General features: G+C 39.7%; 19 protein-coding genes. 9 read left to right on the forward strand and 10 right to left on the reverse strand.

Features of this window, described 5'->3' with window-relative positions:
* Positions 1-632 precede the first annotated feature (632 nt).
* From M595_RS00005 to queF, 4 genes are all read right to left on the reverse strand, one after another.
* Positions 633-1,178, reverse strand: coding sequence for a tetratricopeptide repeat protein (locus M595_RS00005; RefSeq protein ID WP_023063950.1), 546 nt, complete (start codon positions 1,176-1,178; stop codon positions 633-635).
* A gap of 124 nt (positions 1,179-1,302) precedes the next feature.
* Complete coding sequence (gene rplT, locus M595_RS00010; protein WP_023063923.1) at positions 1,303-1,659, reverse strand: 50S ribosomal protein L20; 357 nt, start codon at positions 1,657-1,659, stop codon at positions 1,303-1,305.
* A gap of 39 nt (positions 1,660-1,698) precedes the next feature.
* On the reverse strand, positions 1,699-1,896 hold the full coding sequence (gene rpmI / locus M595_RS28855; RefSeq protein ID WP_023063899.1) for a 50S ribosomal protein L35: 198 nt from the start codon (positions 1,894-1,896) through the stop codon (positions 1,699-1,701).
* A gap of 98 nt (positions 1,897-1,994) precedes the next feature.
* Complete coding sequence (gene queF / locus M595_RS00015) at positions 1,995-2,438, reverse strand: preQ(1) synthase (RefSeq protein WP_040483348.1); 444 nt, start codon at positions 2,436-2,438, stop codon at positions 1,995-1,997.
* Positions 2,439-2,623: 185 nt separating this feature from the next.
* Here queF and M595_RS00020 point away from each other — a divergent pair, with 185 nt between their 5' ends.
* Entirely contained in the window at positions 2,624-3,292 is a 669-nt protein-coding gene (locus M595_RS00020) for a hypothetical protein (RefSeq protein WP_023064026.1), read from the forward strand.
* Positions 3,293-3,469: 177 nt separating this feature from the next.
* On the opposite strand, the gene speD is transcribed toward M595_RS00020, so the two are convergent.
* Positions 3,470-3,886, reverse strand: coding sequence for an adenosylmethionine decarboxylase (speD, locus tag M595_RS00025; protein WP_023063860.1), 417 nt, complete (start codon positions 3,884-3,886; stop codon positions 3,470-3,472).
* Positions 3,887-4,101: 215 nt separating this feature from the next.
* Positions 4,102-5,157: a pentapeptide repeat-containing protein gene (locus M595_RS00030; RefSeq protein WP_023063898.1), complete on the reverse strand. Its 1,056-nt coding sequence runs from the start codon at positions 5,155-5,157 to the stop codon at positions 4,102-4,104.
* A gap of 798 nt (positions 5,158-5,955) precedes the next feature.
* Between M595_RS00030 and M595_RS00035 the strand changes: the two genes are divergently transcribed.
* From M595_RS00035 to M595_RS00060, 6 genes are all read left to right on the forward strand, one after another.
* Positions 5,956-7,020, forward strand: a complete 1,065-nt coding sequence (locus M595_RS00035) for a glycoside hydrolase family 10-like protein (RefSeq protein WP_023063925.1) — start codon at positions 5,956-5,958, stop codon at positions 7,018-7,020.
* 74 nt (positions 7,021-7,094) lie between these two features.
* Complete coding sequence (locus M595_RS28860; protein ID WP_023064015.1) at positions 7,095-9,008, forward strand: glycosyltransferase; 1,914 nt, start codon at positions 7,095-7,097, stop codon at positions 9,006-9,008.
* Between the two features lie 125 nt (positions 9,009-9,133).
* Positions 9,134-9,916: a calcium-binding protein gene (locus M595_RS00045; RefSeq protein ID WP_023063835.1), complete on the forward strand. Its 783-nt coding sequence runs from the start codon at positions 9,134-9,136 to the stop codon at positions 9,914-9,916.
* A gap of 153 nt (positions 9,917-10,069) precedes the next feature.
* Positions 10,070-11,008, forward strand: coding sequence for a HEAT repeat domain-containing protein (locus M595_RS00050; RefSeq protein WP_023064011.1), 939 nt, complete (start codon positions 10,070-10,072; stop codon positions 11,006-11,008).
* Between the two features lie 30 nt (positions 11,009-11,038).
* The gene (locus M595_RS00055; protein WP_023063931.1) at positions 11,039-13,312 is read left to right on the forward strand and encodes a tetratricopeptide repeat protein; all 2,274 of its coding nucleotides are present in this window, start codon (positions 11,039-11,041) and stop codon (positions 13,310-13,312) included.
* 174 nt (positions 13,313-13,486) lie between these two features.
* Positions 13,487-16,090, forward strand: coding sequence for a GGDEF domain-containing protein (locus M595_RS00060; protein WP_023063893.1), 2,604 nt, complete (start codon positions 13,487-13,489; stop codon positions 16,088-16,090).
* A 289-nt stretch (positions 16,091-16,379) separates the two neighbouring features.
* On the opposite strand, the gene M595_RS00065 is transcribed toward M595_RS00060, so the two are convergent.
* Positions 16,380-16,883: a DUF4168 domain-containing protein gene (locus M595_RS00065; RefSeq protein WP_023063985.1), complete on the reverse strand. Its 504-nt coding sequence runs from the start codon at positions 16,881-16,883 to the stop codon at positions 16,380-16,382.
* 451 nt (positions 16,884-17,334) lie between these two features.
* Between M595_RS00065 and M595_RS00075 the strand changes: the two genes are divergently transcribed.
* Together M595_RS00075 and M595_RS00080 are read left to right on the forward strand one after the other, a co-directional pair.
* Entirely contained in the window at positions 17,335-17,538 is a 204-nt protein-coding gene (locus M595_RS00075; protein WP_023063945.1) for a hypothetical protein, read from the forward strand.
* Positions 17,539-17,767: 229 nt separating this feature from the next.
* Positions 17,768-18,673: a peptidoglycan recognition protein family protein gene (locus M595_RS00080; protein WP_023063915.1), complete on the forward strand. Its 906-nt coding sequence runs from the start codon at positions 17,768-17,770 to the stop codon at positions 18,671-18,673.
* A gap of 100 nt (positions 18,674-18,773) precedes the next feature.
* Here M595_RS00080 and M595_RS00085 read toward each other — a convergent pair whose 3' ends face one another.
* The 3 genes from M595_RS00085 to M595_RS00095 all read right to left on the reverse strand — a co-directional run bounded on the left by M595_RS00085 (position 18,774) and on the right by M595_RS00095 (position 21,614).
* Positions 18,774-19,091, reverse strand: coding sequence for a hypothetical protein (locus tag M595_RS00085; RefSeq protein WP_023063871.1), 318 nt, complete (start codon positions 19,089-19,091; stop codon positions 18,774-18,776).
* 545 nt (positions 19,092-19,636) lie between these two features.
* Positions 19,637-20,257 (reverse strand): peptidoglycan-binding domain-containing protein, encoded by a 621-nt coding sequence (locus M595_RS00090; RefSeq protein ID WP_023063949.1) that lies wholly within the window; start codon positions 20,255-20,257, stop codon positions 19,637-19,639.
* A 76-nt stretch (positions 20,258-20,333) separates the two neighbouring features.
* A complete protein-coding gene (locus M595_RS00095; RefSeq protein ID WP_040483350.1) occupies positions 20,334-21,614 on the reverse strand; it encodes a M16 family metallopeptidase in 1,281 nt (426 codons plus the stop codon).
* Between the last annotated feature and the right edge of the window lie 434 nt (positions 21,615-22,048).

Consider the following 22,048-nt stretch of genomic DNA (forward strand, 5'->3'; position numbering starts at 1 on the left):
TAAGCAGACCGCCAGCGTTCATCCTGAGCCAGGATCAAACTCTCCGTGTTGATTTCACCACTTGAGTTGAGTTAGCTTGCTCATTATTGCTATATCTCTATATTAATAATGAGTCGCTTTTTCTCTCTGGCTAGTTTCTTTTTTGTGTAAATTAGATGACTCTTAGTTTCCTAAAAGTCCTCAAAAGAATATGTTCAAGGAACTGTGCTTAGGCTTTCAAACTCTTTTGTTATCTAGGTTCGGGCGCGTTGGAAGCAGTTGTCTGTTTCTCGAGCGCATTTACTAATGTAGCTGACTGTTCTGGGATTGTCAACCTTTTTTCTAAACTTTTTTTCAATCATCTTTGAACCCTTTGTGTAATGAGGGTTACAGACTTTGTAAGTCGGGCATAACTAAGTTGATCCTCTTTCAACCGACTTTTTAGAGTTGTCCCGATCTTGATAGAACACTTTAAATCGCATAACCGAGTCGTTTAATCAAAAAAATAAGCCACACTCTGACAATCACCCTCCGATCTGGAATCGGGTATCTGGTCATTGAGTATGGCAGTTATTTCCCTGAGTCATAGCCGAGCAACCTTCTGGGATATCCTCAAGCCGATCATCAGTCCCCGAGCCTCATTCAAGAATAGTCTATTCCGATGATGATGAAGGAATTCCCAAACGTTTACGCAATGACTCTGCTCTTTGCCTAGCAATCACGTTTTTAGGATCACCCTGTAAAGCTTGCTCATAAGCCTCCAATGCCTGAGCCGTTAATTTTTTACGCTCATAGGCATAACCTAAATTGTTGTAGGCAGTCACGTACTCAGGAGCAAGTTTCAAAGCTTCCTTGTATTGTCGAATCGCAATGTCATATTGTTCTTGGGCAAAGTAGGCATAACCCAAAGCATTGTAGACCAGAGCAAGATTTTGAGATTCCTGATCTTGATCTGATATCTTTAAAGCCTTTTGAAATACTACGATCGCCTGCGAGTATAACTTTTTATCGTTATAGATGCAGCCTAACTCATAATATTCCTGAGCCGTACCCTTCTCTTGGCTCAATTTTTTTTGCAATCGAGACAGTTGATCTTCAACTCGGCGGGTTTTAAAAATCTGACGCAACACAAAAAACCCTACCCCAAAGAGTAGAGCCACTAACAATAGCAGGTAGACAACTGGTAAACGACTATCCATCACTTTGAGTAATTATGAGAATCTCAGAAAAGGAGTGCTGCTGAAGATTTCGCTTCAACTTGCATTCCCCATCTTAAATTCTCGTTGTACTTCTACTCAATTTACCAGGCTATACCACAACTCATTAAGCTTGAACTTGATCAGCTTGCTGTACCACTTGGCTAAAAGCCTGCGGATCAATCACAGCCAACTGAGCCAGCATTTTACGATTAATTTGGATATTCGCCTTTTTCAAACTCCCGATGAGTTGACTATAGCTAACCCCATGTAGACGTGCGGCTGCATTAATACGAGTGATCCACAATCTCCGGAAATCCCGCTTACGCTTGCGACGATCTCGATAGGAATTCCGCAAAGCTTGCATGACCCGCTGATTTGCTATCCGAAAATTGGTAGACTGACATCCCCGAAATCCTTTAGCAAGCTTGAGAATTTTTTTGCGTCGCTTGCGGGCAACGTTACCGCGCTTAACCCTTGTCATAGTTCATTTCCCTTAACTGATTAAATATCTTCAAACTCCCTAGAGATAGGGCATCATCAAACGTACATTTTCAGCATCCCGCTCGTGAACCTCTGTGGTTTTCGATAAACGACTTTTACGAGATGATTTTTTATGCTGTAAGAGGTGACTCTTGTAGGCTTTACGGCGCACTAACTTACCGCTACCAGTGACTCGAAAACGTCTAGCGGCTGACTTACGAGTTTTCAGTTTAGGCATGAATTTTGTCTAATTTCAACACAGTCTATAATTGTATCATGTTCTACCGCCTATTTAGACGTAGCTGCCTAATTAGTTAGAAAAGACCAAATTTCAAGCTATTGGGATGATGAGTCGCTACGTTGATGTTGAACTTCTATACAAGTATGAACATTACCCCGAGGGTTAAAATCTCCTACCAATTTCACCTCTAAAGGATCACAAGCTCCGACAAAATCATCTAAGATTTGATTGATCGACTCTTCGTGAGAAATATAACGATCGCGATAACTATTGATGTAGAGCTTCAAGGACTTTAACTCCACGACTCGCTGATTCGGGACATAGGCCAGGTGAAGCGTGGCAAAATCGGGATAACCCGAGAAAGGACACTTACAGGTAAACTCAGGTAAAGAAATACTCACCTCATAACGACGTCCAACGCGCGGGTTCGGAAAAGTAATTAAGTGTCCCTCCTGGATCTCGCGTTCGCCATACATCAGTTTCTCTGGCTCGGAGGACGGAAAAATATTTTGTTCTTGTTCGGCAGGTAAGTTACTCATAACGATTAAAGTCGTGAATCTAAAAACTAAATAAATTTTACCTAAGCTGTGGCTTAAACTTTCTTGACGAAATATCTTCTGATTGTTCTAATGACAATTACCCTAAAATATAGCAAGTGAACTTGGCTCTGGTTGATGGTGATCATGAGTCAGACCCTAAACATTCTTACTCAACTTCAAGTCCTATGCAAAATGTTAACGTTTCTGGCCAGAACTCATCAGAAACAACAAATGCCTATTCTCCCTCTGTCCCAATTTCTCTCTACCGAGAAGTAACAGCCGAGTTACAGACCTCCAAAGCCTCTATCAACTCTTTGAGAACCCAAAATCAGCAGCTTGTGCAACAAAATCAGCAACTGCGTCGAGAACTCGAAAATTTAACGCAAGCAGCCATCCAACTTCAGCAAGCAATCAATACTGCTCAAAAGGCGAACCAACCTGAACTCTCTCAACAGAAACAGCAGAGTCATGCGTCTCTAGAGACTTCTCACTTTAGCAGCCAGCAGAATACGACTTCTTCTAATCCTACAAGCTTTGTAGAACTTCCGATGATGACAAAGGCGGTCACTCGGAGTTCACCCCAGAACAAGAACAACAACACCCAAACCAATCATCCGCCAATCGCACCTCAATCTCCTGCTTCTGATTTACCGGACAATCCTCCTTTTCAGCGAGAAATACCGGATCAACTGTTTACTGAAGAACCAGAGGGTCGCAGAAGTCCAACTTCAGAATCTCAACGAGTCGAGTTGAATGGATTTTGGTTGATCGTCTCAATTGCCTTAATTATTATCGTTGCTTTTGGAGCCGGATATTGGATTTTTCGTCCACTTTTGCAACAACAGCAACGTTAGACTTGAGAATTCTCCCCCTATATTCTAATAGAGGGAGAATTGGTGACTATCTTTTGCTCTCAAATGACTTGAATCAATTTTCAGCAACTTCCCAATAACTGGGTTCTGAGGAAGCGGGCTAATTTTTGCGAACAAGAGTTTAGACGTGAAGTTCGCCGTAATATAATATTGCCCTTGTCAAACAGTCGTTTCAGTCCAATAACTCTCTAGTGATTCCCTACTTTGAGAATCTTCTGGGATACTCATTTCTGGCTCAAACCCGCGTTGAAATTCTCGTTGCTTAATCTGTTTGGCTTGCAGAGCAACTTCTAAACACTCCAGAGCAAGTTGGGGATTTCCACTTCCACAGAAGAAGACATCAGCAGCAAAGTAACCATATTCAGGCCAAGTATGAATGGCAATATGAGACTCGGCTAATGTGGCGGTTGCTGTCACACCATGAGGACTAAACTGATGAACACAAAAATCTATCAAAGTTGCTCCTCCGGCTGTAATTGCATCGAGTACAGCTCGACGAATGCGTTCTGGATCGTTCAGTAAGTCAGCGGGACACTGCCAAGCATCAATAACCAGATGGGTTCCCAATTTTTTCATTCTGCGCGGTTTTACCTCCATCCTATCGGGTTCAAAACCTTAAACTTCACTACTGTATCACAAAAAATTTGAGATCAATGATCACGAGGAAATAGGGAATTCTTAGAGAAATTGTTAAGACGACTGAAACCGCTGTCAGTAGCTCTAACCAACAGCGGCTCTGTGAGTTTAAAACTGAATAGAAGTTGATGAAAACGTCTTAATCTCTTTTTTTATTAAGCATAAGTTGCACCATTGGGCAAAATCGCCCCTTCTAGGAACACTTCATCTAAACTGGTTTGATTCAAACTGGCACCAATCAAATTCGCTTGACACAAATTTGCCCCTTTAAGATTCGCGCCTTTGAGAGAAGTCAAGAGCAATCCCGCTCCTTTGAGATTAGCGTGACTCAAGTTCGCTCCTCGTAAGTCCGCTTCTAGCAAACTCGCACCTGCCAAATTTGCTCCGGTTAAGTTTGCCCCTCGTAGATTGGCTTGACTCAAATCTGCTAGTCTCAAGTCAGCTTCATGTAAAATCAAGCCATTCAGATTAGCATTTTTCAAATTGGTACTCTTTAAATTTGCTCCACTCAATTGCGCTCCATTGAGATTGGCTCCTTCTAAATCAGCACCTTGTAAATTAGCTCGGGTTAAGTTTGCCACACATAAGTTAGCATTGCGTAAACTCGCTTCACTCAAATCGGCTCCCATCAGATTTGCACCACTGAGGTTACTGCGATTCAAATAAGCTCGAATCAGACAAGCTGAACTCAAGTTCGCGCCACCCAGTTCGCTTTCACTTAAAATCGCTCTGGTAAGGTTTACTCCACTGAGATCAATCGCGCTCAAAGTCGCCCGTGAGAGAGTCGCCCCAATCAGAGTTGCTTCTATCAGTTTAGAGCCATTAAGTAGAGAAGTTCCGATTAAACTGGCTCCTGTTAAGTTTGCCCCACTCAGATCTGCTTGAGACAGAACACTCCCACTGAGAAGCGCGCCACTCATGTTAGCTTGAACCAGTAGAGTTTGGGTGAAACTTGCTCCACTTAAATTGGCTTCAATCAAAATGGCTTGACTCAAGTCCGCATGACTCAGGTCTGCTCCACTCAAATTGGCACAAATTAGTCGAGTTTTACTTAAGTTTGCTCCGGTCAGATTCGCATAACTGAGATTAACTCGATTGAGATTTGCTGCATTTAATTGAGCTGCCATCAGGTTGATTTCGCTAAAGCTACGTTCCCCTTTGGCATATCGTCTTAAGAGTTTATTCGCACTGAAAATTTCACTAGCCTTCATACAAAATGAATAATTTACTGTAATCTATCGTTCGCTGATAAATTCTCAATTAACGCAATTGAGAACTTATTAATTAGGATTGGGGGTGAACATTGAGTTCACAGTTTAATCAAGCTATCGGACGGAGGACGACGATACTAAACGCTGTCGGTCAAGATTAAATTTCACTGACCTAAGACTGTTTAATTCTGGGGGATTGGCCGTCTGTCTAATCCCTGCAATTTATCAAGCACAGGGAGTTCAGCTAGTATCGCCAGCAACAAGAATGTACTGTTGCCAAGAAATCCAATTGGGTAGTTCCAGTGAAGATTGTGAATGAATCAGCAGCAATGAAACCCGTTGCAAACCGAATATAGTGAGGCGAATCAAACTCTGATTTTTAGAAAAAGTTGGAATGGGTTTAGTCCCAGTGAAATGAGGTTGAACGGGCAGAATTTTCTTAAGCACAAAACAGTAGCGCTGTTGTGCTATCTCTCGATGAGTGTGGTCGAACCTAGAGTGGTTTGGGTCTCCCATAAAATCTGCATCCTGTTACCCCAGTCACGAATCTTCCCTGATGACAGGGGTGATGATTGCCAATCAGGGTCAGCTTTTCTCAGTTGGGACAGTGCTGACCTCAATACACTTTTTAAATTATTGCCCCTTAGTTAAAGATAATAACTGAAAAATCAACTGGGCAGGGACGAGCTTGTTATCAGAAAATCGCCCTTGATGAGTCATTCTGATCATTTTGTCGGATTCATTACCGGATCATCAAGGAAAATAGAGATAAAGTTCAGTTGACACACAGGAGGTCACATGGAAGTTCGCGGGATCTGGATTACAAACACTGATAGTAAAGTCCTTTATTCTCGACAAACTATCGCCGAGGCAATGCAGTTTTTGGCGGAAACAGGATTTAACGTGGTGTTTCCTGTGGTTTGGAATAAGGGAGTCACACTTTACCGCTCTCAAATGATGAGCCAATTGTTTGGAGTAGAAATTGATTTTTATGTGAGTCGTGGACAAGGACGCGATCCGTTACGAGAATTGATTGAAGAAGCCCATCAAGTGGGTCTGAAAGTGATTCCCTGGTTTGAATATGGTTTTGCCAGTTCTTATCAACAAAAAGGGGGGCGAATTTTGAGCAAAAACCCTCATTGGGCAGCGATAGATGCTCAGGGAAATCTTTTGGTAAAAAATGGTTTTGAGTGGATGAATGGTTTTGATCTTGATGTTCAAAACTTCATCCTTAATTTAATTCTAGAGGTCGTCAGAAATTATGACGTTGATGGAATTCAAGGGGATGATCGAATGCCTGCGATGCCTTCTGAGGGAGGATATGATCTGAAAACGGTTGAACGCTATATTCAACAATATGGTCGTAGACCTCCACTTTACCATAAAGATGAGCAATGGCTTCAGTGGAGAGCTGATATTTTAACGGGATTTTTAGCTCGTCTTTATCAGGAAGTGAAAGCGATTAAGCCTCATATTATGGTATCGATGGCACCGAGTCCTTATCGATGGGGATTGAATGAATATTTGCAAGATTATATCGCCTGGATTGATCAAAATTTGGTTGATATGATTCATCCTCAACTTTATCGTCGCAACTTCTGGAGTTATAAAGGTTTGGTGGATCAGTTGGTTGATACTCAGTTTAAAAATTGGCAAATTCCAAAATTATCTCCGGGAGTTTTACTCAAAATTGGCTCCTATACGATGACTGAAACTGAACTTTTAAAAGCGATTGATTATAATCGTTATCGAGGGGTACAAGGAGAGGTATTTTTCTTCTATGAAGGATTACGAGAAAATAATAATGCTTTGGGAAATGCTTTACGGAAAGGCCCTTATACAAAAAGAGTTTCTCCCTGGTAGTTTAATTGGTAGAAGATGATCAAAATCTTTCATTAAATCAAAGCTTTTTAGGTAAATATTTTTGAGAAGTCAAAATGAATTTAGATCAAACGGAAATTCACCTATCTGTAATTATTGTTTGCGAAAAAGATCAATGGGAATTTCTCTTTGATACAATCGCAACGGTAGAAGATTGTCTCGATATTGTTGATGAAGTTCTAATTGCGACTTCTCATTTTCTCAGTTATGATGATGAAGAATTTTTAAGCTATTTTAGTGGTAAAGGTTATATTATTTGTCAATTTGATGATAATTTGAGTCGGGCTAATGTTCTAAATTTATCGATTAAAAAAGCCCTGGGAAAGTATATTTTTCCTTTATTAGCTAAAAACAAAATTAACTCTAATTATCTCAGTGATGCTGTAGACATTTTAGAGAATAAACCTAATATTGGCGTTATTTATGGAGATATTGAGTTATTTGGAGAAAACAATAAAATTCAAGTTTTACCTGATTTTTCAGAGGTTCAGCTTCTCCGTCAAAATTTTATTAATCTGAGTTCACTTTTTAGAAAACAAGTTTGGGAAGACTGCGGGGGGTTTGATGTTAATATCCAGACTCAGACTGAATTTGAATGGAAGTTTTGGTTGAGTGCAGTTGAAAATAATTGGGATTTTTTTCACTTTCCTAAAGTTTTATTGTATCAAAGAATTATTTTAGATCAAGGAGTTCCTAAAAATCAAAACAAACAAGAGATTCAAAAACATCCTTTAGTTAGTGTTTGTATTCCTACTTTTAACGGTGATCGGTTTATTGCTGAAGCCATTTCTAGTATTTTATCTCAGACTTATCCAACCTTAGAAATTATTGTTGCTGACGACGGTTCGACTGACCAAACTGTTGCAATTATTAAGACATTTCAAGACAAAACATCAATTGATATTTCGCTCTTTTCTCACCAACCTTTAGGACTCGCTCAAAACTGTAATTTTGCTCTTTCTAAAGCTCAGGGAAAATATATTAAATTTTTATTTCAAGATGACCTACTCTCTCCTAATTGTATCACAGAACTGGTAAAAATAGCGGAAAAAGATAATGAAATTGGGTTGGTATTTTCTCCGCGTGAGATCTGTTTTGTAGATGAAGTTGCTGAAACTGATTCCGATCTGATCTCGATTTATCAAGAGTTTCAAAATATTCATCAAGCTTGGTCAAGTTTAAAACCGATTCAACGCGGTGAAGAATTATTAAAAGATCCCCATCTTTTCAAACATCCAATTAACAAAATTGGAGAACCGAGTACAGTTTTAATTCGTCGAGAATTCTTTGAAAAAATAGGAGGATTTGATCCTAAACTCAATCAATTAGTTGATCTGGATCTCTGGCTACGAATCATGGGAAACTATAAAGTCGGATTTGTTAATCAAGTTCTGTCCTATTTCCGACTTCATACCCACCAAAAAACCTATCAAAACATTTCTGAAAACCTTTCAACAGATCTAAAATTTTATCAGAAAGTTTATTCTCATCCAGTTTATCATTTTTTACCCTCATCCGTTCGGGATCGCGCTTTGTGTATTTATACGATTAACTTAAATCATTTTTATCTATATTTCTCCGATTATAGTTCGGGAACTTTCTTAGAAAATTTACGTCAATTAAGACGAGAAGTTGCTGAATACTGGCTCAAACAACTTCTTCCAGAAGAATTTCAGACAAAACCCTCAAGCTATTTTAAAATAGTCTATCGTATCTTACTGAGAAATAAAAGCTTGAGAGCGGAACCCCTAACCGAATCTGAGCAAATATTTGTTCAAAGTCTGATTAACACAATAACAAATTCATCTGCTAATTATCAAAGAACTGGAGTAATTTTAGCACTAATGTTGTATCCCAATTCAACTCAATTCTCATTAACCTCCGATCTAATATCCATACCCAAAGGATTATACGAAAATTTGATAGATTGGATAAAAATAGGGGATTTCAATCTGGTTCTAAAACAATAAGTTCAGATCAAAATAAAGGTAAAATAACTTCATCTTAAGCTTGATCAACCTTGAGAACGATGTGTTAAACTCGATTTTTGTGCTTTAACTACAATCAGTCAACATCATTTGGAGAATTATTAGTAATGGCGTTTACATTAGTCCCGCTCGGTTTTGTTGGTTTTTTTGGATTTCCGATTTTAGGAGGAACGGATGATGCAGATACGATTTTTCTCTCTCCAGGTCAAGCCTCAAATACAGAAATTTTATTATTAGCAGGAAACGATAGTTTACAAGCTCCAAATATTAATGATCCAGTCCTGGCTAATGGCAACCGAGGGAATGATACAATGAGCGGAGGAGTCAACCGAGATACTCTCTTTGGAGGAACCGATGAAGATAGAATCTTTGCCAATTCTGGACAAGATGAAATCTTTGGGAATTTAGGGGATGATATTCTTGAAGGTGGCTTTGATGGAGATGCTATATATGGGGGTCAAGATGATGATGAACTCTTTGGTGATGAAGGAAATGATACCCTGTTTGGCGATCGCGGTAATGATATACTCGATGGTGATGGGGGAGTTGATGATTTAATTAACGGTGAAGGAGATGATATCTTTATCTTTGATCCGGGAGAATCAAGTCGAGATTTTCAGAATGTTGATGCAATTTTTAACGGATTTATAGGCGGAAATAACCGTTTGGTCGGAGATAAAATCGCGGTTCCTAGTAGACTTTTTAATGAAATTGATCCCTTGACACTAGAGCGAAACTTTGATGCAAACGGAGACAATAATCTTGATATTGCAATACAGCTTTCTGATGGTCGTTTTCTTGGAGTGCTAATTGATGATGGAACATTACCTGATCGCCTAGTTCTAGATCTTGATTTTATCTTCGATGATAGCTTCGATTTTAATCTATAGCCGGAGAAGCGGATAGAAAAAACGACACAGTAACGCATCAGTCTATCTCACACAATTTGCCTGATAGAGTTGCATAATTGAAGATCAACTCTCTATCTTCGAGTACAATTGAAATGAGGATAGAAAACTCACGCTATCAGGAGGCGAACGGGTATGGATTGGAACAGTTTTAAAAAATCATTGACTTCGCCCAAATTGGCTTTGCTGTGTCTATCTGTTGGTTTTTTGTTGATCGGAAAAGTTGCAACTCAAGCGACGACAACCGCAGAAGTCATGACTCAAATTGAACAACTGAGCAAAAATCGACAGAACCGACTTTTAGCCGTCAAAACCCTCAAAAAAATAGGCTCTCCGGCAATTCCCATTTTGGTAGAAGCCTTGAATGATCCCGATGTGAACATTCGTAAAAATGCAGCTTTCGCCTTGGGTTCAATGGGTGGCGACGCTACAGAAGCAGTTCCAGCTTTACTTTCAGCCTTGAAAGATGCAGATCAGAGTGTTCGGATGGATGTGGCGGTGGCGCTGCGACAGATTGGGCCAACATCTCGGGAGGTTCTCAAATTTGCGATCGCTGACTTAACTCAAGCGTTGAACGATGAAAGTCCTCAAGTTCGTCAGGGTGCGGCGTTTGGCTTGGGAATACTTGGCCCAGAAGCCGCTTCTGCGGTTCCTGAGTTGATTACGACGCTCAAAGATAGTAACGAAGAGGTGCAGATTTCAGCCGCGATCGCGCTTAAACGTATTGGACAGGCTGCGGTTCCGGCTTTAACAGCAGCCTTGAATGATGAACAAATGCAAGTTCGGGCTAAAGCTGCTTTTGCTCTGGGAAAAATCAATGCAGAAGCGGTTCCTAGCGTCACAGAAGCCTTGCAAAATAGCGATCGCACAATTCGTCAAAATACGGCTGAAACCCTTAAAAAGCCGTCCTCTGGTTCTCTCCACGCTCAAGCTAATCGTCCTAACCCTCGCCCTACAACTCGCCCTGCTCCCGGTGGGAACCGTCCAACCACTCGCCCTGCTCCCGGTGGGAACCGTCCAGCCCCTCGCCCCACGACTCGTCCAGTCCCTCGTCCAAATGGTTTTCGCGGATAGACTATAATTACCCTCACTGCCAAAAACTCCATGTTAGATCGTCTCTACACTGAGGCTAATGCCTTCTCTGATGCTGGATATTGGTCTGAGGCTGAGGACAAATATCAACAGATATTAGCCTTAGAAAATACTCACACTGATGCTTGGCGAGAGTTAGGGATGATTTATTATTGTCAAGAACGATATCCAGAAGCCCTCGATGCCTTTTATTCTGCTTTAGAACTGGATTCATCCACAGCAATTCAATATTATTATTTAGGTTTAGGATTAGCAGCAACAGAAGATTTTACCGCAGCAATTTCTGCCTACGAGCAAGCGATTTTTCTTGATCTAAACTGGAGTGATGCTTATCATCAGTTAGGGAGAGTTTACCTAGAACTTGGAGAATTTGAACAAGCGGAAACTTACTACATAAAAGCCATTGATCTCAATTCAAACAATTCAGATTTTTATTTAGATTTAGGTAATATTTTAATCGCAAAACAGCAGATTGGGGATGCAATTATTATCTATAAAAAAGCACTTAAGTTGGATTCACAAAATCCTCATATTCTCTATCAATTGGGGATTGCTTTTACCGCTATTAAAAACTCATCTCAAGCTGCATTTTATTTTGGAGATTCAGCCTATTATCAAGCCCAATATACAGAGGCTATTCAATCTTATCAAGAGTCTCTAAAAGTTCAAACTCAAGATATTGACGTTTATTTGAAGTTAGCAGATTGTTATCAAAAAATCGAACAATATCCGCAAGCAATTCATACCTATCAACAAGCGGTTGAACAGAGATCAGACTCAACAGAAGGTTTAATTGAAATTTATCTTGCTTGGATAAATCTTTTACAAGAAATTGGAGAAACCGAAGCAGCAATTAATATAGCGAAAAATGCTTTAGAAACATTTCCTAATGATTTTTCCTTAAAACTCACTTATCAACGAATACTTCCGATTTTATATAACAATACTTCAGAAATTGAACAATATCGTCAGCGTTTTTCTGATTTACTCACACAATTAATTACAGAAACCGATTTAACTTCACCGAACAACTCAGAGCGTTTATTAGCAGCAATTTCAACTCATACAAATTTTTATTTACAATATCAAGGATACAATGATTTAGAACTACAAAAACAATATGGAAAATTTTTACATCAAATCATAAAAACAAGCTTTCCACAATGGATAAAACCCATAAATCGCCGATCTTATCAGCCGAATGATAAAATTAAAATTGGTTATATTTCATCATTTTTTCAATGGCATACAGTGGGAATTGTATTCTTAGGATGGTTAAAAAAATGCAATTTTCAAGACTTTGAACTGTATTGTTATTATACGGTAAATGAAGCAGATGAACTGACAGATTTATATCGTTATTATAGTGATTATTTTTATGAATTCCAGGAAAATTTGATTGATATTGCTGAGACAATATATGCAGATAAACTCGATATTTTAGTCTTTTTAGATTTGGGAATGTGTCCTCTGACCACACAAATTGCGAGTTTACGTCTGGCTTCTATTCAATGTGCAGCTTGGGGACATCCAGTCACAACAGGTTTACCGACAATTGATTATTTTATATCTCCAGATTTACTCGAACCCCAAAATGCACAAACACATTATTCTGAAACATTAATTCGTTTACCCAATTTAGGAATTTATTATGAAAAACCCGAGATTCCAGAGTTAGAAAAAACTCGTTCAAATTTTGGACTCAAAAATGATACAGTAATTTATCTTTCTTGTCAGTCTTTGTTTAAATATTTACCTCAATATGATAAAATATTAGTGGAAATCGCTAAACAAGTTCCTCTAGCTGAATTTGTGTTTGTGTCTCACTGGAATTCGGTAATTACTGAAAAGTTTAGACAGCGATTAAAACGAGCTTTTGCTGACTTTAGTTTAAACAGTGAAGACTACTGTACAATTTTACCCCGACTGGAAAAATCGGATTATTTACAATTAAACTTAATCGCTGATATTGGTTTAGATACAATTCAATTTACAGGGTTTTTAACCACACTGGATAGTATTGCTTGCAATCTTCCAATTGTTACCTGTGAAGGTGAGTTGATGCGAAGTCGTCAAACGGCGGGAATTCTCAAACGAATCGGAGTAACAGAAACAATTGTACAGAATGAAAAAGAATATATTAAAATAGCCGTTAAACTTGGATTAAATCGATTTTTCAGAGAAGAAGTTTGTCACAAAATTCAGCAAAATAAATCAGTCTTATATGAAGATAAAAACGGCATTCAAGGGTTGGAAAACTTCTATAAACAAGTCATCACCGTTTAATTATAAAAGTTTAGTTAATTAAAGGCGATGCCAAGTAGAGCAACAGATTGAAAAGTTTAGGTTGAGTAAAAGAATATAACTTTTTGGGATAGGTTACAATTTTTGAGCTTAAAATATAAAATAACCGGACTTGTTAAAAGCCAATATTAGAACAGCTAATCTAATATAGAAAAAATGAAAAATATTAATCCAGCGATTGCTCTTAGTGAAGAACAACTGAGTCAAATTCTAGAGATATTACCCATTGGGGTAGCAGTGATTTATCGAGAAAGTGGTCTCACTTATCTTAACCGAAAAGGACGAGCATTAGTTGAACAGGAAGCGAACACAAAATTATCTCTACAGGAACTCTTAAAAACTTACCCTATTTATCGCTTAGGAACGGAGGAACGCTATCCTTATCAAGAATTACCCATCGTACAAGCATTAAAGGGTAAAAACGTTAAAGTAGAAGATTTAGAAATTCGGACTAAAACAAAAATTATTTCCCTAGAAGTAGAAGCAACGCCTATTTTAGACGAACAAGGAAAAGTGATTTATGTAGTTGCTACCTTTGAAGATATTAGCGAACACAAACGTATAGAAGCCGAACGTTTGAAAGCCGAAAATGCTCTTTGGGAGAGTCAACATCGGTTTGCAACCTTAGCAAAAGCCGCCCCAGTCGGAATTTTTAGAACAGATACTCAAGGTAAATGTTTATACGGTAATGATATCAGTTTTGAGATGATCGGCTTATCTCAAGAGGAATCAATGGGCGAAGGATGGACAAAAACTCTACATCCAGATGACGTTGAGGACGTGCAAAAAAAGTGGTATGCTTTCGCATTAAACGGTGTTCCTTTTAACTGTGAATATCGTTTTTTGCGTCCCGATGGTAGTATTATTTGGGTGTACGGACAAGCCGTCGCCGAAACGGATATTAATCGTAATGTAGTGGGTTATGTAGGAACGATAACAGACATTACAGCAAGCAAACAAATTGAACTAGCGTTACAACAAAGTGAATCCAAATATAGACGATTAGCCGAAAATATTCCGGGTGTAATTTATCGGTATGTTTTGCATCCAGATGGCAAAGACGAATTTACCTATGTGAGTCCTCGGATTAAAGAAATATACGGAATTGATGCGGAAAGAATCATCGAAGACTCTGCCAATTCATGGAATATTGTTTTACCAGAAGAAACAGATAAAATTAAATTTTCTGCTGTAGTTTCCGGCCAAACCCTACAACCTTGGTCTGAGCAATATCGGATTATGAAACCCAACGGTGAAATTCGGTGGATGGAAGGCTTTTCTATCCCTGAAAAACAACCCAATGGAGATGTGATTTGGGATGGATTTATTATCGATATTAGCAGCCGCAAAAAAGCAGAAGAAGCCTTAAAAGAACGAGAAGCTTACCTGCGAATGGTGGTTAATAATGTTCCGGTAATTTTGTGGGCGACGGATAATCAGGGTATTTTTACCCTATCAGAAGGAAAAGGTTTAGAAGGGTTAGGTTTACAAGCTGGGGATGTTGTCGGAAAATCAGCTTATGAAATTTATGCGGACTTCCCCAATATCATTATAGGAATCCACCACACTTTAACTACAGGTATTTCTTATCACGTTCAAGTTGATATTAACGGTAGAGTTTTTGAAGCTTTAGGCAATGCTTTTTATGACGAGCAAGGAAACCTTATGGGAATGATTGGCGTTTCTTTTGATATTACCGAACGTCAACAAGCTGAACAAATTTTAGCAGATTATAATCGAATTTTAGAAGCCAAAGTCGCTGAACGTACAGAAGCCCTGTGTCAAAGTGAAGAAAAATTTCGAGCAATTTTTAATCAAGTGTTTCAGTTTATTGGGTTAATGAAACCGGACGGAACTTTACTCGAAGCCAATCAAACCGCCCTAAATTTTGCAGATATAAAACTTGAGGATATTTTAAACAAACCCTTCTGGGAAGCCCATTGGTGGACGATTTCGCCTCAAACCCAACAGCAACTCCAAGAAGCCATTGCTAAAGCCGCAAAAGGAGAATTTATTCGCTATGAAGTCGATGTTTTAGGAAAAGATACAATTGCAACGATTGATTTTTCAATTCGTCCAATTCGCAATAGTCAGGGAGAAATAATATTATTAATTCCCGAAGGCAGAGATATTACCGAACGCAAAAAAATGGAAGAAGCCCTAAAAAATGCCAACCTCAAGTTAGAACGTTTAGCAACTTTAGATAGTCTCACTCAAGTCGCCAACCGTCGTTATTTTAAACATTATTTAGAACAAGAATGGAAACGACTCACGCGAGAAAAACAACCTTTATCATTAATTTTGTGTGATGTGGATTATTTTAAACGGTATAACGATCATTATGGACATCCAGTCGGAGATGATTGTTTAATTAAAGTGACTCGGGCTATGAAACTTGCGATTCAACGTCCAACCGATTTAATTGCCCGTTATGGAGGAGAAGAATTTGTAATTATTTTACCCAATACCAGCTTTCGGGATGCGATTAATTTTGCCCAAGACATTCAAGCAAAAATTCATCAACTGGGGATTCCTCATGCCCAATCTCAAGTCAGTCAATATGTAACTTTAAGTTTAGGAGTAGCGAGTTTAATCCCCGATACTAAATATACACCCGAAGATCTAATTAGTATTGCAGACGTGGCATTATATCGAGCCAAACAACAAGGACGCAATCGCTTTTTTCCCTCAGTTCCTCCCCATATATTGCAAAATATAGAAAGCTTTGAAAATCTAGCGACTCCACTATTTAATAAATAATAGCACCAAAAAACCTGCTTTCTCTGAGAAACCGAGCTTTTAACATCCTATAACTTGGCGGTCAAGGGATCATTAGCCATTAAATTAGCCGGATTCAAACCCATTAAAATTGCTAACATTTCATCTACGGATGTACCATCAATTAAAGTTTTAAAAATTCCATAAAAAAAGCAGAAAGCTTTATCACTCCCTACTTTTCTTGGTGAGAATTTGCATTGATTTGTCGAATGAAATTAAGTTAAATCCGATCAAAAATCTAGATTCACTTTTTAGACTTTTCACTTGATGATTAATTTTGCAGCATTTGCTGAACTTGTTGTTTTAATTGGGGATTTTCTTGAACTGCGGCGATAATTTCTTTAAATCTTTCGATTTCTAGTCCTTGACTCTGTACCGCCTGATATTTTCGGTCTTCAGTATTTTGTAAAATTTCTCTAACTTTCACCAGTGCTTTATCAAACTTCTGCTGTTCTTCTGCGGAAACTTGAGCAGCAGAGGCTGGTGCTTCACCCTGTTGGCTTTGGCCAATTTCCACAAATCTTTCCGGAGTCAACCCTTCTGCTTGAACCGCCTGAGCCATTTTTTGTTCCGCGTCCATCTCAATGACACGAAACTCCTTAAATGCTTCTGCAAATTTTTGCAGTTCTTCTGGAGTAACTGCCGATGAAGAAGCCGCTTGTGCTAAAAAAGACGGAGAAATAGAAGATATAGTTTGGCTGTAAGCCGGAAAACTACCAATTGCCAAAAGAACAAAAGATCCAGCTAGGCTTCTCAACAGAAGTGATTTGAGCATTGTTTTTTCCTTGAAGTTACACGTTTGGCTATCTGCCTTGTCCTGATCGTTCCATTGACTCACTTCTAAGAGACAGAAAAACTGATCAGGGACTAAACCGTTGTCTGATCATCACCCCTCATTAAGCGAGATGAATAGATGAATCAGGCTAACAGAACTAAAAACAATTAATCGTTCTGTCTTGGGCTTACGGTCAGTGATTTGGCAGTGCATAGGGCCACACGCATACACGTTAGCACCTATCTTAATTTCCGACAAGGTAAATTTTAGGTCTGGTGTAATCAAAAACAAATTCAAACCATTGGCCTTCAGAACATTAAACAATTCTGTATAAATGTTGAAAATAACCAAACTCAGATCACGGTCTGCAACTGCATAAGTAACAAAAACCGAGATGTATGTATCAATGAACCCCCAGAAAGGGTTGATTGTCACACCAGGGAGGAAAACCATGCTCAGTGAACCGATGGAATGTCCTAAATGCAGTAAACATACCCAGATTCAGCGTCAAAGTGACTTATATCAATGTGTAAACTGTGATTTTGAACGAGATTTTTCTCAATCTATAGATGAAGACTATAAAGAAGAGGATGGTGCAAAAGGCGGAATATTAGCTTTCTTTCTCGTTGTTTTTACCGTCTTTGCGTTTCTCTAAAGGGAAAAAAGCACATCAAGATATTTTAGCGATTTAAACTACCAACCCATAGCCGATAAATATTCTCCCATTCGGGGGAAATTTTCGTTTTGGGGAAACACAACGCTAGAGTGACCTTAATCTAAAAAGAGTCTCAGCAATTCTTCACCCCTAAAACCGTTAACAACCAATAGAGTTTGGGCTAGACTGATTTTGAAGAAAATTCAACCGATAGCTGCTCTGACTCTCTATGAAACTCCAACGAACGCCGATTATTTTTTTATTTTTGGGTTTGGTCACTCTACTGGTGACAATTGCAGTCACTCAAACTCATCGGGTGATTGCCCAAGAATTTGATCGTCCTTCTATTGAAATCGCCAATCAAAATATTGGTTTACTGCAAACCTGCGGAATTCGGCCCCAGGCTGGACGCACCGGGAATCCCGAATTAGGCCCAGTTGTAGAAGTTCCGGCTGCTTTGTATCGGTTTCGACGTCCGGTAAACTGGCAAAATTCAGCCGCGACAGGCAATTATGCTCAACCAAGTTCTGTCGGTGCGCCCCGAGAATATCAAGCGATTGCCAACCGAACCAACTACGGACAACGATATCTCTATGATTTCAATGGCAGGCCTGTTACCAATACTCCGATTGTCGTATTGCATGAAACGGCGGCAACGGCTCAAAGTACGATTAACTTTTTTCAAACCTATCATACAGACGAAGATGATCAAGCGAGCTATCATACTTTAATTACCCTTAATGGCGACGTTGTTTATATTGTTCCTCCTGACTTGAGAGCATACGGGGCTGGAAATTCTGTGTTTCAGGGAGAAGCGGTACAAACCGATGCCAAGTTTCCCCCTTCAGTGAATAATTTTGCTTATCATGTTTCTTTAGAAACGCCCCCCGACGGTTTGCGTAACGGCGCATCTCACAGTGGTTATACAACAGCGCAGTATCAATCTTTGGCTTGGTTAGTGGCTCAAACTGGTGTACCCGAAGATCGAATTACAACTCATCAAGCAGTAGATCGTTCGGGAGAAAGGTCTGATCCCCGTCGTTTTGACCAACAGTTATTTTTGCAGTTGTTGCGTCGTTATCCCCGAACTCAAGAGATTGTGATCGGCTGTCAAGCCCCTTCTATCAATCAATAAACCCGTTCTCAATGGTGACGCATTTAAAATATTGATTTTAGTGTTCTGAGCCTGGAGTCCGCAGGATTTGGAAGCATCTCCCAGGCTGTCTATTTCCGAATTAAATTCCTAAACGACCCGCAGCGCCGCGTTGAAGGGCTGTGACGCGCTGAGTATTAGAAAAAATGCCTTCTCCTTGCAGTTGAGTCAGTGCTGGCTTAATTTCAACTTTAATCACTTTCTGAGTAGAAATCATCACCGTTTGTTCAGGGAGGTTAAAGGTTAACCAAGGCTGGTTTAACATTTTTTGTAATATAGGTCCCAACTCATTTGCCATGATTGGAACGCTCAATGTTTCGGCTTGACCATTTTCATAATAAAAGGTAAGCTGTGTCGCGGTTGGCTCGGCTTGCATGGTTGCAAAAGAACCTTGTGCCATGATAAAACCCTCAAGTTAAATAGTTGCTTTGCTTTTCTATCATACCTATTGAGTCTTTTAGTTGATTTTGATTTTAGCCAAAATTTAAGGTCTAGTAGAAGGCTACTAGACCCTAAATCCAATTGTACTAAGTTGACTCAAGCAGATTTTCAGGAAGTTTAATCGAGGTAAATTAGTTGAAAAACAACTAGGGTGTACACAACTGACAATCATCTCAGCTAACTGGCCTTATTTTAAGTCGATACAGACCTTGATTATAACACTGACCCCAAACTCCACTCAGAACCGATTTAGCTTAGAGATATTTCAGGGGGGGAATTTACCCTCTACAGTGTTAACAAGATTAAGGCTAATAATGTCAATCTAAAAGATTGTACAGCAGTTGATTAAAGCAGAGGGACACAACTTTAATCTGAGGGTTTTGAATAGCTGCGCCGCTTTCAATGTGTCCTATTAATTTAATAAGTTAGCATAGCTTTTTCGAGAGCATAACCCCTTCTCTAAGAAAGTTGATATTGCTTAACATCTTGAGACATTAAGACGATTCAACGCAAGATCAACATCCAAGTTTGAGAACCAACAACACCATCGGGTTTCAGTTGATACTGTTCTTGAGCGGCTTTGACGGCTGCCTGGGTTTGTGATCCAAAAACGCCATCGGCTTGACCTCTGAGAAATCCCTTCGCTCGCAGACGTTCTTGTAGTCCGACAACCGCTTCTCCCCGCATTCCCAACCGCAACACCGGAAAACTCGCTTTTACAGGTGAAGAATTCTCCGATGTACTCGCAGTGGGAGAAGTACAAACACAGGTGTTAGCCGTCGAGGTTGACGTTGAGGAAGTCTCCGACGGCGGAAATAATCGATCCCAAGTGGCAGGGTTGGTCACGCCTGTAACGGGCAAATTTGCCGCCTCCTGAAATTGAGAGACTGCTTCGGCGGTACTTTCGGCATAAACCCCATCAACCTCTCCAGTGTAGTAACCGAGTAATTTCAGAGCAGCTTGTAACTCAAACACTTCTGTACCTTGGCTCCCGGTTTGGAGAGTGGGTCGAGTCAGGTTGGTTTGAGCCATCACCGGAAAAACAGTTGTGATGACTCCCCCCAATGTGCCAACGGTTAACAGACTACTCAAGACAACCCAAATCGATCTTTGCGCTAACTTCATAGCCCTGTTTCTCTACACCAAAACAGATAATACTCGATCTCAAGAAGCCTTAAGCGAAAATTTCAAGTTCAGGACGTCAGTTAAAGGCTTGTACAGAGGCTTCTGGCCCAACGAGAGACAAATAGGGTTCACTAAAATAGCGGTTGGCAACGGTATAAATATCGTCTGCTGTCACCTGGGTAATATCTGCTTGAAACTGGGTATCAAATTCAATCCCTAACCCCAGTGTTTCATACCAGCCATAAATTTGAGCCAGTTGAGCATTGGTTTGTTTCCCGAGAGCATATTGACCCAAAAGTTTATTTTTGGAAACTTGTAACTCGGCTTCAGTGAGAGGAACTTTTGCCAAGCGTTCGACTTCTGAACGTAAACCCTCTACGGCGATCGCTGTATTTTCCGGCGCTGTTCCCATGTAAGCGACAAACTGGGAACGATCCAAACGAGTCGGATAAAAAGCAGAAACATCGTAGGCTAAACCCCGTTTTTCCCGTAATTCCACAAATAGACGACTCGATAAACCATTTCCCAAATAGGTATTGATCAGTTTTAAAATCGCATAATCTTGATGATGAACAGCACAAGTCAGATAACCTAACATGATCACAGACTGTTGAGTTTCTTGAGAAATGACTGACGTTTTAGGGGTTGAGGTGATAGTCGGTAATACCAATGGAGGTGCTGAAGTTTGGTCAACTTGCCAATTTCCAAACACCTGATTGACTAATGTTGTGGCTTGTTCAATGGTAATATGACCGACGATAGAAATAATCAAACGATCCGGGCGAAAATAGGTGTGATGAAAGGCTTCAAGATCAGCACGACTCACTTGAGAAATGGTTTCTTCAGTACCCAAGGTGGAAAAAGCATAGGGATGATCCGGATACATGATCTGACGGAGTTGATCAAACGCCACAGAAAACGGTTGTTCTTGCTGAGATCGAATGCCTTGAATGGTAATTTTTCGTTCTAACTCAACTTCTTCTAAGGGAAAAGAAGGACTTCGCAAGAGTTGACTGGCTAATGTTAAAATCTCCTCAAAGTCAGCCGAAACTGTCTTTAGACTCATCAAAAAATAGTCTGTTGAGGTATCAGCGCTTAAGCGGGCGCCGACTGATTCGACTTTTTCAGCAATTTCTAAAGAGGAGAGATTTTCGGTTCCTTTGGTTAGCGTTGCGGCTAATAGATGAGACAATCCAGCTTGAGAGCGAGCTTCCCAGCAACTTCCCGTTCGCAAAAAGAGCCGAGTTGATACAATGTCTGCGGTTGGATTTTCTTTGACCAATACTACAATACCATTGTCTAGAACGATACGATGGATGTTCTGGCTTGAAAGTGATTGAGTTAAGGTTTGAGTCACAGTTTGTCCGTTCGTGATTGTTGCTTAATCGAGTGATTCCAGTGTTAGTCTATCCCGTTTTGAATACAGACAGACTTAGGGTTAAATTTTTTACACCACATACTACCCCTCTATGGCTCTACCATTATTTATACTCAGGTGTTGTTATGCTAGATACGAATATAATTTTACCGAATCTCTGACAACTTTAGGCTAGATCAGTAGGATCACTGATCGTCTTATTCTTCAATTAAAGCTTATTGGTGAATGTTGAGAGATGAATTCGGATCAGCAGATTTCCTATCCAATCTATTTGGCAATATTGATTGATCCTAGAGGAGCCTAGCTTATGAATACTATATCTCAATCTAGCTGTTCTGTGTGTGGTTCTTCGCAATGGAAGGTCTTGTTCGAGATCAAGGATGTTCTTATTTGTTGTAATCTTGTGTGGAATA

The sequence above is a fragment of the Lyngbya aestuarii BL J genome, assembly GCF_000478195.2.
GTDB lineage: Bacteria > Cyanobacteriota > Cyanobacteriia > Cyanobacteriales > Microcoleaceae > Capilliphycus > Capilliphycus aestuarii.